The sequence below is a fragment of the Streptomyces sp. NPDC096105 genome, assembly GCF_044763335.1.
Classification (GTDB): Bacteria; Actinomycetota; Actinomycetes; order Streptomycetales; family Streptomycetaceae; genus Streptomyces.
Genome location: NZ_JBIWGC010000023.1, coordinates 1 through 13,809, shown reverse-complemented (window position 1 = coordinate 13,809; position 13,809 = coordinate 1). Strand labels below are relative to the sequence as shown.

Sequence of the window (13,809 nt, the reverse complement as noted above, 5' to 3'; positions counted from 1 at the left end):
CGGGACCTACGACGATGATGATGAGCCCCGCCGCCGCGCCGGCTCCGGCCCTGCCCCGCGGGAATTCGCCCACGGTCGCCGCGGTGGCCGCCCACCAGGTACGCGGCCCCCTGTCGTCCGTGCGTCTGCGCCTGGAACTGCTGCTCGACCGACTCGCCGCCACGGCGGACGCGGACACCCAGCGCGAAGTCCATGGCGTGCTGCGGGAGATGGACCGTCTTTCGCAGGTGCTGGAGCAGGTCCTGGCCTGGGGCAGCGTCGAGCATGAGAGCGACACCCCCATGGAGAGCGTCGACGCCCTCGGCGTGGCCGCGGCCCGCGTCGACTCCTGGCATGCCCTCGCCTCCGTCCGGGGCGTGCGACTGAGCCTGGACGGCATCGCCACCACGGGTCTCCAGGTCCGGGGGTCCCTGGAGCAGTGCCTCGACGTGTTCCTGGACAACGCCCTGCACGTGTCCCCGAACGGGGGTTGCGTCGTCGTCACCGTCGACGAGTCACCCGCCGAGGTGCGCGTAGAGGTCTGCGACCAGGGACCGGGCATGACGGAGACGGAGATCGCTCATGCCTGCGAGCCGTTCTGGCGGGGCAGCGCGGGGCGCGGCCGGCAGGGCACCGGGCTGGGCCTGACCATCGCGAGCGCCCTCCTCTCCGCGTCGGGCGGCCGCCTCGAGCTGGGCCGCGCGCCCGCGGGCGGGCTCCGGGCGGTCGCCGTGCTGCCCCGCGCCGAATGAGCCCGGCGCGCGCCTTCGCACCAGGGCACGCGGCAGCCGTCAGTTCCTGGTGCCCGATGTACCGAGGTCGGCGTTCGTCCCCGTATCCGCCCGGTCCGTCCGGTCCGACGGGCGGACCCTTCGGCGGAACCGCCGTTGCAGCGGTCGCTCGATCAGCACGTAACTCAGCCATCCGAGAAGCACGGTCCCTGCGGCCGTGACCGGGAACAGCAGCAGGAAGCCGCGCATGCCGGGTTCGCCCCAGCCCCAGCCGGCGACCCGCAGCGCAGCCGCCATCACGAACATGTGCCAGAGGAAGATGCCGTACGAGATCCGGCCGAGCCAGGCCATCACCCGGGCCGACAGCAACCGCTCCGGGCCGCTGCCGGGAGCGAGGGCCACGGGGAGCGCGAGTCCCAGGGAGACCACCAGGTAGCCGAAGTGCTCGATGAGGGCCGTGCGCGGGGTCGGCGGCTCCATGTGCCCGCCGGCCAGCGGTGTGGAGATCACGGCGTAGGCCGCGAGTGCGGCGGCCCAGCACAGCCAGGGACGGCGGACGACGAACCGTACGACCGCCGGTGGTTCACCAGGCTGCCGTGCGGCGTACACGGACACCGTCGCCAGAGCCATCCCCGCCGCGAAGAAGCCGATGTAGCCCGGCAGCCACCACCATCGGGTCGGATGGGCCGCGGTGTCCGCGCTCGCCCACAGGGAGGCCCACCAGACCACGTTCACCGCTTCCAGCACAGCGAAGCAGGCCAGTGCCGGTCCGAGTCCCCGGCCGCCTGTGAGCAGCCGGCGGAAGAGGAGCGCCAGCAGCGGCAGCAGCAGATAGAAGCTGATCTCCGTGGCCAGGCTCCAGGTCTGGGAGAAGGCGCTCCAGGGCCACTGCGGCGTATGCGGGAAATCGCCCTCGGCGTAGGTGTGCTGGAGCGTGAGCACGCGCAGCAGACGTGCCGGCTGTTCGGCCAGGCTCCGGTGGAAGAAGAGCACCGAGAGGAGGGCGAGCACCCAGAACGCCGGATAGATGCGCAGGAAGCGGTGCCGGTAGTAGGACGTCATGTCCGGTGCCTTGCGGCCGTCCAGGGCAGCCGCCGCGAACGGGCGGAAGAGCAGATAGCCGGAGATGACGAAGAAGATGTACACGGACACCCCGAAGCGGTTGATCAGGGTGGCGAGCGGTCCCTTGCCGTCGGGGTCGAAGGCCACTCCGGCCCAGCCGGCGAGGTGGATGGTGAACACCATCGCTGCGGCCAGCCCCCGCAGACCGTCCATGGCGGGCAGATAGCCCCTCGTCGCGGTTCCGGACTCCGGGACGTTTCTCACAGTGCCGTGTGTCAAGGCGTCCCCCTCCGTGACTCCGCCGCGCCCGGCAGGGGCGCGGCGGAGGGTCGTATGGGCGTATGGTCGTGAGCGGTGGTCGGGCCGCTCAGACGTTCAGGTCGCGGTTCCTGAACCGGGCGAGCCCGAGGCCGAAGAGGACCGCGGGAGCCACCAGCAGCACGAGCATCCCCGGGTCGAAGCCCTCGCGGAGCGGGTTGCCGCCCAGGTAGTAGTGGAAGGCGGACAGGTACTTCAGCGGCTCGATCGCATCCGACTGGCTGGCCAGCGCGTTGACGACGAAGGCGAACGCCCCGTAGCCGGCCGTCACTCCGAGGGTGAGTGTGCGGCGGCCCGTGATCGCACCGGTGGCGAACGCCACGGCCGCGAAGGTGATGACGAGAAAGGCAAGTCCGACGACGGTGACGAGCAGGTTGCCGAACTCCACCTGCATGTCCAGCGCGGAGTTGAGCACCGCGAGTTCGAGCAGGACGATCAGCGAGAAGCCCGCGACCGCGACGCAGGTCGCGGCGAACCGCTGCACCAGCAGCTGCCCACGCTCGATCGGCTGGGCGAGGTAGAGGTCGAGCAGGCCCGTCTCCTCCTCCCCGGCGACCGACTTCGAACCGGTGATCGTGACGTACACCAGGAGCAGCAGCGGCACGATCATGCCGAGGATGGTGGCCCGCAGGAAGCCGGGTCCGGTCGCCAGGTCGTCGAACGCGAGCGCCTTCTGGAAGCCGCTGGGGTCCTCGGTGGCCTTGTCCGGGTCGAAGCTCGACGTGTACATCAGGGTGACCAGAGCCAGTCCGGCCGCCCAGAAGACCAGGCCGCGACGCTGGTCGCGCAGTGCCTGTCCGAAGACGGCGAGTGGTTCAGCGGACACCGTGCATCTCCTCCTTGGGCTCCTGCGCGTAGGCGTGCAGGAAGATTTCTTCGAGATCCGGCTCCTCGCACACCAGGCTGACCACGGTGTGCTGAGCAGCCGTCTTGACGAGCGCGTCGGCCGCGCCGTCGAGCGTGCAACTGAGCGTGTTGGCCTGGACCTTGACGTCGCGTACCCCGGGCAGGACGGAGAAGTGGCGGGGGTCCACCGGGTCCGAGAAGCGGATCTCCACCCGGCGCTGGGCCTGTTCGAGCAGGGTGTCGACATCCGAGACGGAGACGAGCTTTCCGCCTCGGATGATGGCCACCCGGTCGCCGACGTGCTGCACCTCGGACAGGATGTGCGAGGACATCAGGACCGTCTGCCCGTTCCGCTTGGCCTCGCGGACCATGGCCAGGAACTCCTGCTGGACCAGCGGGTCGAGTCCGGTCGTGGGCTCGTCGAGGATGAGCAGGTCGGGGTTGTGCATGAAGGCCTGGATGATGCCGACCTTCTGCTTGTTGCCCTTGGACAGGTTGTGCACGGGCCGCTTGAGGTCCACGTTCAACCGTTCGGCGAGCGACAGGATGGTGGCCTTTTTCACCCCGCCACGGACCCGGGCCAGGAACTCCAGGAGCTCCAGGCCACTGCCCCTCCCGGCGAGCGGCAGTTCGCCCGGCAGGTATCCGACGCGCCGGCGCAGCTCGCTGCCGCCCTGGCGCGGACTCTTGCCGAAGAGTTCGATCCGGCCCGACGTGGGACGGATGAGATCGAGCAGCAGCCGGATGGTCGTCGTCTTGCCCGCACCATTGGGGCCGAGATAACCGAAGACTTCCCCCTGGTTGATACTCAGTGACAGTCCCTCCAGGGCTTTGTGCTTCCCGTAGGACTTACTGAGTCCCTCGGCCAGCGCCACAGGGGTCATGCTGCATCCGCTCCTTCTTCTCTTGCTCCCAGCGACTCCAGACGAGGGGCATCTCGCGTTCCAGCCACTCGTAGAAGTCGTACATCTCCTGAAGCCGCCGGCTGCGTACCGGCGGTTCGCCCGCCAGCAGCTCCAGCCCGCGTGCGGTGACCCGTTTGAACTCGCCGTAGCGCGAGGCCTGGGTCATGGCGTGCTCGATCCAGGCGTGAGGGTTGATGCGATAGCGGTCACCCCGCTCGCCCGGCCTGCGAAAGCGTTCGACCAGCTGGCTGGGCACCAGGTGCCGCAGCGCCGTGCTGATCGAGCCGACGCTGACGGACAGCGCCTCGGCGATCTGCCCGAGTGTCTGCTCGGCGGGATCGCAGATCAGCAGCCAGCCGATGGCCCGGCCGGACATGCGGATCAGCCCCTGCTGCTCCAGTTGCAGAGCGACCGCCTCGACGAACTCCAGCTCCTGAGAGGTGGCCGTACTTGCCGTCACCAACCTTCACCCCCTTTGGTTTGTTCAGAATACACTGAACAAACAGCACGTACTAGCCGTTCTACCAATTCTGCGGGTGCGAAACCTTCCGCAGGATCGCGCGCGACGTCGACGCTAGGGCCTCGATTCCCCGCCCATACGGCCCTGACCTGCATGTACGCCAAAGGTGGTGGGGGTGGCGTACCCCTTTCGGGACAGCGGACCCGTCGTACGTTGCCCCGCTTCCGTGGACCTCTCGACCATCAGTGCGACGGCAACCAACCACGCCCGAACGGGAGAACCGCATGTCTTCTCGGCTCTTCACCTCGGAGTCCGTGACCGAGGGCCATCCGGACAAGATCGCCGACCGGATCAGCGACACCGTCCTCGACGCACTCCTGGCACAAGACCCCACGGCGCGCGTCGCGGTGGAAACCCTCATCACCACGGGCCAGGTGCACGTGGCCGGGGAGGTCACGACGAGCGCGTACGCGGACATCCCCACCCTGGTCCGCGAGGCCGTCCTCGACATCGGCTACGACTCCTCCGCGAAGGGGTTCGACGGCGCCTCCTGCGGTGTCTCCGTCTCGATCGGCGCCCAGTCGCCCGACATCGCCCAGGGCGTCGACACCGCCTACGAGGCCCGTGTCGACGCCGCCGCGGGGACGGACGACGAGCTGAGCCGGCAGGGCGCGGGCGACCAGGGCCTGATGTTCGGTTACGCCACCGACGAGACCCCGGAGCTGATGCCGCTCCCCATCAGCCTCGCCCACCGGCTCTCCCGCCGCCTGGCCGAGGTGCGCAAGAAGGGCGACGTCCCCTATCTGCGCCCCGACGGCAAGACACAGGTCACCATCGAGTACCAGGGCAGCAGGCCCGTCCGCCTCGACACCGTCGTCGTCTCCTCGCAGCACGCGAGCGACATCGCCCTCGACTCGTTGCTCACCCCCGACATCCGCGAGCAGGTCGTCGAGTACGCGCTGAAGGAGCTCGCCGAGAGCGGTGTCAACCTGGAGACGGACGGCTACCGACTCCTGGTCAACCCGACCGGCCGCTTCGAGATCGGCGGCCCGATGGGCGACGCCGGCCTGACCGGCCGCAAGATCATCATCGACACCTACGGCGGCATGGCCCGCCACGGCGGCGGCGCCTTCTCCGGCAAGGACCCCTCCAAGGTCGACCGCTCCGCCGCCTACGCCATGCGCTGGGTCGCCAAGAACGTCGTCGCCGCCGGTCTCGCCCGACGCTGCGAGGTCCAGGTCGCCTACGCCATCGGCAAGGCCGAGCCCGTCGGTCTGTTCGTCGAGACGTTCGGCACCGCCACCATCGCCCACCACCTGATCGAGCGGGCCATCACCGAGGTCTTCGACCTGCGCCCCGCCGCGATCATCCGCGACCTCGACCTGCTGCGCCCCGTCTACGCCCAGACGGCCGCCTACGGCCACTTCGGCCGTGAACTGCCCGACTTCACCTGGGAGGCGACCGACCGCGTGGAGGCGCTGCGCGCCGCGGCCGGGCTGTAGGACGTCACTCCGTCACGTCCACCCCACCGCCGAAAGGACAGCCGATGAGCATCGTCGAGGAGAGGAACTCGGCGCATCCTCTGCACAGCTTCACCGCCGTACCGGCGCCCGCCACCGTACCGGGACAGCGTTCCGCGACCTCGTCGCAGCCGCCCCGCGTGCCGTCACTGCGCGAGCGCACCGCCGAACTGACCGGGCTGCGGGAACGGATCCGTCGTGGCCCCAGCCCCGAGGCCACCGCGGCCCAGCACGCCAAGGGCAAACTCACGGCGCACGAGCGCCTGGAACTCCTTTTCGACAGGGGGACGTTCACGGAGATCGAGCCCTGGCGCCGGCACCGGGCAAGCGGGTTCGGTCTGGAGGCGAAGCGTCCGCACACGGATGGTGTGATCACCGGCTGGGGCTTGGTGGACGGGCGCCGGGTCTTCGCGTACGCGCATGACTTCCGCGTCTTCGGCGGAGCGCTGGGCGAGGCACACGCGCAGAAGATCCATAAGATCATGGACCTGGCCGAGGCCGCCGGCGCACCGCTGGTGGGGCTGTGCGACGGGGCCGGCGCGCGGATCCAGGAAGGCGTCACCGCCCTCGCCGGATACGGCGGCATCTTCCAGCGCAACGTCCGCAACTCCGGGGTGATCCCCCAGATCAGCGTCGTCCTGGGGCCGTGCGCGGGCGGCGCGGCCTACTCCCCCGCCCTGACCGACTTCGTCTTCATGGTCCGGGGCACCTCCCAGATGTTCATCACCGGCCCGGACGTGGTGCAGGCCGTGACCGGCGAGCGGATCTCCCACGACGGGCTAGGCGGTGCCGAGGTGCACGCCGCCACCTCCGGTGTGGCCTCCTTCGTCCACGACGACGAGGAGAGTTGTCTCGCCGAGGTGCGGTACCTGCTCTCCCTGCTGCCGTCGAACAACCGGGAACTCCCGCCCCCCGCGCCGACGGACGATCCCTCGGACCGGCGGTGCGAGGCGCTGTACGACCTCGTCCCCGCCGACCCGAACCAGTCGTACGACATGCGGCGGGTGATCGAGGAGATCACCGACGACGGCGAGTACGTCGAGGTCCATGAGCGCTGGGCGACGAACGTGGTCTGCGCCTTGGCCCGGCTCGGCGGCGAGGTGGTCGGTGTGGTCGCCAACCAGCCGTCGAGCCTGGCCGGCGTGCTCGACATCCACGCGTCGGAAAAGGCCGCACGGTTCGTCCAGATGTGCGACGCCTTCAACATACCGCTGGTGACCCTGGTGGATGTCCCGGGCTTCCTGCCGGGCGTCGACCAGGAGCACGGCGGTGTCATCCGGCACGGCGCCAAGCTGCTGTACGCGTACTGCAACGCGACGGTGCCCCGGGTGTCCGTCGTTCTCCGCAAGGCCTACGGCGGCGCCTACATCGTGATGGACTCCCGCTCCATCGGAACGGACCTGGCCTTGGCGTGGCCGGCCAACGAGATCGCCGTCATGGGCGCCGAGGGCGCGGCCAACGTGGTGTTCCGCCGTGAGATCGCCGCTTCCGACGACCCGGCCCGCATCCGCGCCGAACGCATCGCCGAGTACCGGCGGGAGCTGATGCACCCGTACTACGCGGCGGAGCGCGGCCTCGTCGACGACGTCATCGACCCCGCCGAGACCCGCTCCCGCCTCATCGACGCGCTCACGGCCCTGCGGGCCAAGCACGCACCCCTGCCCAGCCGCAAGCACGGGAACCAGCCGCAATGAGCACCGACATCCGCGTCCTGCGCGGCAACCCCGGCCCGGAGGAACTGGCCGCCCTCACCGCGGTCCTGCTCTCCCTCGCGGCCCGCGACGAAGGCGCACTGCGCACCGCGCTCCAGCGGCCAGGTGCCGGATGGGCACTGCGCCAGGGAGTCCACCGCCCGGCGGGCGCCTGGCTGTCCGCGCCACGTCCGACATGGCAGCCTTCGGGCTGATTTCACCCCGTCACCCCTCAACGCGGTCCCTGGCCGCCCCTACGCCGCTCCACGCGGCCCCCCACGCCGCCCTGCGCCGGCCCGACGCCGGCCCGCTTCCGGGCTCACGACCTCTCAGGGAGAAACGCCGTGCGTATCGCCGTGACCGGCTCGATCGCGACCGACCATCTCATGGTCTTCCCGGGCCGCTTCACCGACCAGCTCATCTCCGGACAGCTCGACCGGGTGTCCCTGTCGTTCCTCGCCGACCGGCTCGACATCCGGCGCGGCGGTGTGGGCGCCAACATCGCCTTCGCTCTCGGCCGGCTCGGGCTGCGACCCGTGCTGGTCGGCGCGGCAGGCGCGGATTTCACCGAGTACGGCGACCGGCTGCGCGCCGCCGGTGTCGACACATCGGCCGTACGGATCAGCGAGGCGCTGCACACGGCGCGCTTCGTGTGCACGACCGACGCCGACCAGAACCAGATCGCCACCTTCTACGCGGGGGCCATGGCCGAGGCCCGTCGCATCGACCTCGGCGCGGTCCGCCGCTCCGTCGGCCGTCTGGACCTCGTCCTGGTCGGCGCGGACGATCCGCAGGCCATGCTCCGGCACACCAGGAGGGCACACGACCTCGACATCGACGTCGCCGCCGACCCCTCACAGCAGCTCGCCCGCCTCGACACCGAGCAGACCAAGCGCCTGGTCGACGGAGCACGCTGGCTGTTCACCAATGAGTACGAGGCGGCCCTGCTCCAGGAGCGCACCGGGTGGAGCGAGGCGGAGGTGCTGCGGCGCGTGGGCACCTGGATCGTCACCCGTGGAGCGGACGGGGTCTCCCTGTTCTCCGGCCACACCGCACGTGTGGACGTCCCCGCGGTGCCGTCGGAGGCGATCGCCGACCCCACCGGAGTCGGGGACGCCTTCCGGGCCGGCTTTCTGGCGGGGATCGCGGGAGAACTGTCGTACCGGCGAGCGGCCCAGCTCGGCTGCGCGTTCGCCACGGTGGTCCTGGAGTCGGTCGGAACCCAGGAGTACAAACTGGTGCCGGCCGACCTGGTGGCCCGCATCGACCGCTCCTACGGCCGGGCGGCGGCCGACGACCTCGAGCCTCTGCTGGCGAGCGCGTCATGAGCAGCGGGCTGAAGCAGAGAGTCGAAGCCTTCCGTGAGGCGCTGGCGACCCGGGTGGTGGTCGCGGACGGAGCGATGGGCACGATGCTCCAGGTCCACGACCCCACGCTCGAGGACTTCCAGAACCTGGAGGGCTGCAACGAGGTCCTGAACGTCACCCGCCCCGGCATCGTCCGCTCGGTGCACGCCGCGTACTTCGACGCCGGCGTGGACTGCGTGGAGACCAACACCTTCGGCGCCAACCACGCCGCCATGGCGGAGTACGAGATCGCCGAACGGGTGCACGAGCTGTCGGAGGCCGGCGCCCGGATCGCCCGCGAGGTCGCCGACGACTTCACCCGCAAGACCGGACGGCAACGCTGGGTGCTGGGCTCGATCGGTCCCGGCACCAAGCTGCCCACGCTCGGCCACATCTCGTACGCCACGATCCGCGACGGCTACCAGGCCAACGCAGAGGGTCTGCTCGCCGGCGGCGCCGACGCCCTGATCGTCGAGACCACCCAGGACCTTCTCCAGACCAAGGCCTCCGTCGTCGGGGCGCGGCGCGCCATGCACGCCATGGGAGTCGAGGTGCCGCTGCTGTGCTCGATGGCCTTCGAGACGACCGGGACGATGCTGCTCGGCTCGGAGATCGGCGCCGCGCTCACCGCGCTGGAGCCGCTCGGCATCGACATGATCGGCCTGAACTGCTCCACGGGCCCGGCCGAGATGACCGAGCATCTGCGGCATCTGTCCCGCCATGCCCGCGTCCCCCTGCTGTGCATGCCGAATGCCGGCCTGCCGATCCTCACCCAGGACGGTGCCCACTTCCCACTCGGCCCCAAGGGCTTGGCGGACGCGCAGGAGAACTTCGTCCGCGACTACGGCCTGTCCCTGGTCGGCGGCTGCTGCGGCACCACGCCCGAGCACCTGCGCCAGGTCGCCGAGCGCGTCCGCGACCTGCGCCCGGTCGAGCGCGACCCGCGCCCCGAGCCGGGCGCCGCCTCGCTCTACCAGTCGGTGCCGTTCCGCCAGGACACCTCCTACCTGGCGATCGGCGAGCGGACGAACGCCAACGGGTCGAAGAAGTTCCGCGAGGCCATGCTGGAGGGCCGCTGGGACGACTGCGTGGAGATGGCCCGGGAGCAGATCCGCGAGGGCGCGCACATGCTCGACCTGTGCGTGGACTACGTCGGCCGCGACGGCGTGGCCGACATGGAGGAGCTGGCCGGCCGGTTCGCCACTGCCTCCACCCTGCCGATCGTGCTGGACTCCACCGAGGTGGACGTGATCCGGGCGGGCCTGGAGAAGCTCGGCGGCCGCGCGGTGATCAACTCGGTGAACTACGAGGACGGCGACGGTCCCGAGTCCCGGTTCGCCAAGGTCACGCAGCTCGCGAGGGAACACGGCGCCGCACTGATCGCCCTCACCATCGACGAGGAGGGCCAGGCCCGCACCGCCGAGAAGAAGGTCGAGATCGCCGAACGCCTGATCGCCGACCTGACCGGCAACTGGGGCATCCGCGAGGAGGACATCCTCATCGACACCCTGACCTTCACCATCTGCACCGGTCAGGAGGAGTCCCGCAAGGACGGCATCGCCACCATCGAGGCGATCCGAGAGCTCAAGCGCCGCCACCCGGACGTGCAGACCACCCTCGGTCTGTCCAACATCTCCTTCGGTCTGAACCCGGCCGCCCGCATCCTGCTGAACTCCGTCTTCCTCGACGAGTGCGTCAAGGCCGGCCTGGACTCGGCGATCGTGCACGCGTCGAAGATCCTCCCCATCGCCCGCTTCGACGAGGAGCAGGTCAACACCGCCCTCGACCTGATCTACGACCGCCGCCGTGAGGGTTACGACCCGCTCCAGAAGCTCATGCAGCTCTTCGAGGGCGCGACGGCGAAGTCGCTCAAGGCGGGCAAGGCCGAGGAGCTGGCCGCGCTGCCGCTGGACGAGCGTCTCAAGCGCCGCATCATCGACGGCGAGCGCAACGGGCTCGAAGCCGACCTCGACGAGGCGCTCACCCAGCGCCCGGCGCTGGAGATCGTCAACGAGACGCTGCTCGACAGCATGAAGGTCGTCGGCGAGCTGTTCGGCTCCGGCCAAATGCAGCTGCCGTTCGTGCTCCAGTCCGCGGAGGTCATGAAGACCGCCGTGGCCTATCTGGAGCCGCACATGGAGAAGACCGACGAGGACGGCAAGGGCACCATCGTCCTCGCCACCGTGCGCGGCGACGTCCACGACATCGGCAAGAACCTCGTCGACATCATCCTGTCCAACAACGGCTACAACGTCGTCAACCTCGGCATCAAGCAGCCCGTCTCCGCGATCCTGGAGGCCGCCGAGGAGCACCGCGCCGACGTCATCGGCATGTCCGGCCTCCTGGTGAAGTCCACCGTGATCATGAAGGAGAACCTGGAGGAGCTGAACGCCCGCGGCCTGGCCGCCCGCTACCCGGTCATCCTCGGCGGCGCCGCCCTCACCCGCGCCTACGTCGAGCAGGACCTCCACGAGATCTACGAGGGCGAGGTCCGCTACGCCCGCGACGCCTTCGAGGGCCTGCGCCTGATGGACGCCCTCATCGGCGTCAAACGCGGGGTCCCGGGCGCCGCACTTCCAGGGCTCAGAAAGCGGCGAGTGAAGGCCGTCGACCGGACCGTGACCGATGAGATCTCCTCTGAAGAGGGGCATGCCCGCTCCGACGTCGCCACCGACAACCCCGTGCCCACCCCGCCGTTCCGGGGCACCCGCGTCGTCAAGGGCATCCAGCTCAAGGAGTACGCGAGCTGGCTCGACGAGACCGCACTGTTCCGCGGCCAGTGGGGCCTGACCAAGGACCTCGTCGAGACCGAGGGCCGGCCGCGGCTGCGCGGCCTGCTGGACACGCTCCAGTCGGAGAACCTGCTGGAGGCGGCCGTCGTCTACGGCTACTTCCCGTGCGTATCGAAGAACGACGACCTGATCATCCTCGACGAGTCCGGCAACGAGCGCACCCGGTTCACCTTCCCCCGCCAGCGCCGCGGCCGGCGGCTGTGTCTGGCCGACTTCTTCCGCCCGGAGGAGTCCGGCGAGACGGACGTCGTCGGGCTCCAGGTCGTCACCGTCGGCTCCCGCATCGGCGAGGAGACCGCGAAGCTGTTCGAGACCAACGCCTACCGCGACTACCTTGAACTGCACGGCCTGTCCGTGCAGTTGGCCGAGGCGCTGGCCGAGTACTGGCACGCCCGGGTCCGCTCCGAACTGGGTGTCGGGCACACCGACCCCGACTCCCTCGACGGCATGCTCCGCACCGAGTACCAGGGCTGCCGGTACTCACTCGGCTACCCGGCCTGCCCCGACCTGGAGGACCGCGCCAAGATCGCCGACCTGCTCCAGCCGGAACGCATCGGCGTGCACCTGTCGGAGGAGTTCCAGCTGCACCCCGAGCAGTCCACCGACGCCATCGTCACCCACCACCCCGAAGCGGGCTACTTCAACGCGGGAGGGCGAGCATGACGACCTTCTCCTTCGAGTTCTTTCCGCCGAAGACCGAGCAAGGCGAGCGCACCCTCTGGGACGCGATCCGCCGAGTGGAGGCGCTGCGCCCCGACTTCGTCTCCGTCACCTACGGAGCGGGCGGTTCGTCGCGTGACCGCACGGTCGCCGTCACGCGGTGCATCGCGGCCGAGACCACTCTGAGACCGGTGGCCCACCTCACCGCCGTCGGCCACTCGGTCGCCGAACTGCGCCGGATCATCGGTCAGTACGCGGACGCCGGGATCCGCGACGTGCTGGCACTGCGCGGAGACCCGCCCGGTGATCCGCGCGGCCCCTGGACCGCGCATCCGGAGGGGTTCACCTACGCCCGCGAACTGGTGGAACTGGTCCGTTCCCTGGGTGACTTCACGATCGGGGTGGCCGCTTTTCCGGAGCGGCATCCGCGCTCACCCGACTGGGAGAGCGACATCCGGCACTTCGTCGACAAGTGCAGGGCCGGCGCCGACTACGCCATCACGCAGATGTTCTTCCACGTGGAGGACTACCTACGGCTGCGCGACCGGGTCTCGGCCGCAGGCTGCGACATTCCCATCATCCCGGAGATCATGCCTGCCACGGATGTCCGCCAGATCCGCCGTTTCGCCGAACTCTCCGGTGCCGCCTTCCCCGAGGAGCTGGCGCACCGCTTGGAGCAGGCACGCGGCAACCCCGCCGCCGGGCACCGGATCGGCGTCGACCACGCCACCGCCATGGCGGAGCGGCTGCTCGCCGAGGGAGCTCCCGGGCTGCACTACATCACGCTCAACCGCTCCACCGCCGCGCTCGACATCCACCGCAACCTTCAGACGTCAAGGAGCCTCAGTGTCCGCTGATCCCAGGGACTTCAAGGTCGCCGACCTCTCCCTCGCCGAGTTCGGCCGCAAGGAGATCACCCTCGCCGAACACGAGATGCCGGGCCTGATGGCGATCCGCAAGGAGTACGCCGAGGCCCAGCCCCTCAAGGGCGCCCGCATCACCGGCTCCCTGCACATGACCGTGCAGACCGCCGTCCTCATCGAGACCCTCGTCGCGCTCGGCGCGCGGGTCCGCTGGGCGTCCTGCAACATCTACTCCACCCAGGACCACGCGGCCGCCGCCATCGCCGCCGCCGGGATACCGGTCTTCGCCTGGAAGGGCGAGACCCTGGAGGAGTACTGGTGGTGCTCGGAGCAGGCGCTGACCTGGCCGGACAGCCCAACGGGCGGCCCGAACATGATCCTGGACGACGGCGGCGACGCCACCCTCCTGGTCCACAAGGGCGTCGAATATCAGAAGACCGGCGCGCTGCCCGCGGCGGACAACGAGGAACTGGTCGCGGTGCGCTCCCTGCTGGAGGCCGGTCGCCTCGACTGGACCGCCGTCGCGTCGGCGATCCGCGGCGTGACCGAGGAGACCACGACGGGCGTCCACCGCCTGTACGAGATGCAGCGTGACGGCACGCTGCTCTTCCCGGCGATCAACGTCAACGACGCCGT

The 13,809-nt window shown here is 69.9% G+C and carries 12 protein-coding genes; 8 read left to right on the top strand and 4 right to left on the bottom strand.

Translation table 11 applies throughout. From position 1 onward, the window contains the following. Window positions 1-83: 83 nt before the first annotated feature. Entirely contained in the window at window positions 84-731 is a 648-nt protein-coding gene (locus ACIQ8B_RS27570; protein WP_403550491.1) for a sensor histidine kinase, read from the top strand. A 39-nt stretch (window positions 732-770) separates the two neighbouring features. Here ACIQ8B_RS27570 and ACIQ8B_RS27565 read toward each other — a convergent pair whose 3' ends face one another. The 4 genes from ACIQ8B_RS27565 to ACIQ8B_RS27550 all read right to left on the bottom strand — a co-directional run bounded on the left by ACIQ8B_RS27565 (window position 771) and on the right by ACIQ8B_RS27550 (window position 4,301). Then, window positions 771-2,036 carry an acyltransferase family protein gene (locus tag ACIQ8B_RS27565; protein ID WP_403550489.1) on the bottom strand — a complete coding sequence of 422 codons (1,266 nt, stop codon included), beginning with the start codon at window positions 2,034-2,036 and terminating at the stop codon, window positions 771-773. Window positions 2,037-2,139: 103 nt separating this feature from the next. Then, window positions 2,140-2,916 (bottom strand): ABC transporter permease subunit, encoded by a 777-nt coding sequence (locus ACIQ8B_RS27560; RefSeq protein WP_403550487.1) that lies wholly within the window; start codon window positions 2,914-2,916, stop codon window positions 2,140-2,142. Beyond that, on the bottom strand, window positions 2,906-3,820 hold the full coding sequence (locus ACIQ8B_RS27555; RefSeq protein ID WP_290005100.1) for an ABC transporter ATP-binding protein: 915 nt from the start codon (window positions 3,818-3,820) through the stop codon (window positions 2,906-2,908). Before ACIQ8B_RS27555 ends, ACIQ8B_RS27560 begins: the two co-directional genes overlap by 11 nt. Continuing rightward, a complete protein-coding gene (locus ACIQ8B_RS27550) occupies window positions 3,786-4,301 on the bottom strand; it encodes a GbsR/MarR family transcriptional regulator (RefSeq protein WP_403550484.1) in 516 nt (171 codons plus the stop codon). Before ACIQ8B_RS27550 ends, ACIQ8B_RS27555 begins: the two co-directional genes overlap by 35 nt. Before the next feature lie 284 nt (window positions 4,302-4,585). Between ACIQ8B_RS27550 and metK the strand changes: the two genes are divergently transcribed. The 7 genes from metK to ACIQ8B_RS27515 form a co-directional block, all read left to right on the top strand. Continuing rightward, window positions 4,586-5,803 (top strand): methionine adenosyltransferase, encoded by a 1,218-nt coding sequence (gene metK, locus ACIQ8B_RS27545; RefSeq protein WP_290005103.1) that lies wholly within the window; start codon window positions 4,586-4,588, stop codon window positions 5,801-5,803. Window positions 5,804-5,847: 44 nt separating this feature from the next. Next, window positions 5,848-7,515 (top strand): acyl-CoA carboxylase subunit beta, encoded by a 1,668-nt coding sequence (locus ACIQ8B_RS27540; protein ID WP_403550482.1) that lies wholly within the window; start codon window positions 5,848-5,850, stop codon window positions 7,513-7,515. Beyond that, window positions 7,512-7,727 (top strand): acyl-CoA carboxylase subunit epsilon, encoded by a 216-nt coding sequence (locus tag ACIQ8B_RS27535; protein ID WP_290005106.1) that lies wholly within the window; start codon window positions 7,512-7,514, stop codon window positions 7,725-7,727. Before ACIQ8B_RS27540 ends, ACIQ8B_RS27535 begins: the two co-directional genes overlap by 4 nt. 129 nt (window positions 7,728-7,856) lie before the next feature. Then, complete coding sequence (locus ACIQ8B_RS27530; protein ID WP_290005107.1) at window positions 7,857-8,840, top strand: carbohydrate kinase family protein; 984 nt, start codon at window positions 7,857-7,859, stop codon at window positions 8,838-8,840. Beyond that, the gene (metH, locus tag ACIQ8B_RS27525) at window positions 8,837-12,313 is read left to right on the top strand and encodes a methionine synthase (protein ID WP_403550479.1); all 3,477 of its coding nucleotides are present in this window, start codon (window positions 8,837-8,839) and stop codon (window positions 12,311-12,313) included. The genes ACIQ8B_RS27530 and metH overlap by 4 nt, the downstream gene beginning before the upstream one ends. After that, window positions 12,310-13,167, top strand: a complete 858-nt coding sequence (gene metF / locus ACIQ8B_RS27520; protein WP_290005112.1) for a methylenetetrahydrofolate reductase [NAD(P)H] — start codon at window positions 12,310-12,312, stop codon at window positions 13,165-13,167. Before metH ends, metF begins: the two co-directional genes overlap by 4 nt. Next, a partial coding sequence (locus ACIQ8B_RS27515) for an adenosylhomocysteinase (protein ID WP_403550477.1) occupies window positions 13,157-13,809 on the top strand: 653 nt, incomplete at its 3' end. The genes metF and ACIQ8B_RS27515, both read left to right, overlap by 11 nt.

Coding starts and splice junctions, on each gene's coding strand:
- ACIQ8B_RS27555 (WP_290005100.1), bottom strand. CDS start 3,820: ATGACCCCTGTGGCGCTGGCCGAGGGACTCAGTAAGTCCTACGGGAAG.
- metK (WP_290005103.1), top strand. CDS start 4,586: ATGTCTTCTCGGCTCTTCACCTCGGAGTCCGTGACCGAGGGCCATCCG.
- ACIQ8B_RS27540 (WP_403550482.1), top strand. CDS start 5,848: ATGAGCATCGTCGAGGAGAGGAACTCGGCGCATCCTCTGCACAGCTTC.
- ACIQ8B_RS27535 (WP_290005106.1), top strand. CDS start 7,512: ATGAGCACCGACATCCGCGTCCTGCGCGGCAACCCCGGCCCGGAGGAA.
- metH (WP_403550479.1), top strand. CDS start 8,837: ATGAGCAGCGGGCTGAAGCAGAGAGTCGAAGCCTTCCGTGAGGCGCTG.
- metF (WP_290005112.1), top strand. CDS start 12,310: ATGACGACCTTCTCCTTCGAGTTCTTTCCGCCGAAGACCGAGCAAGGC.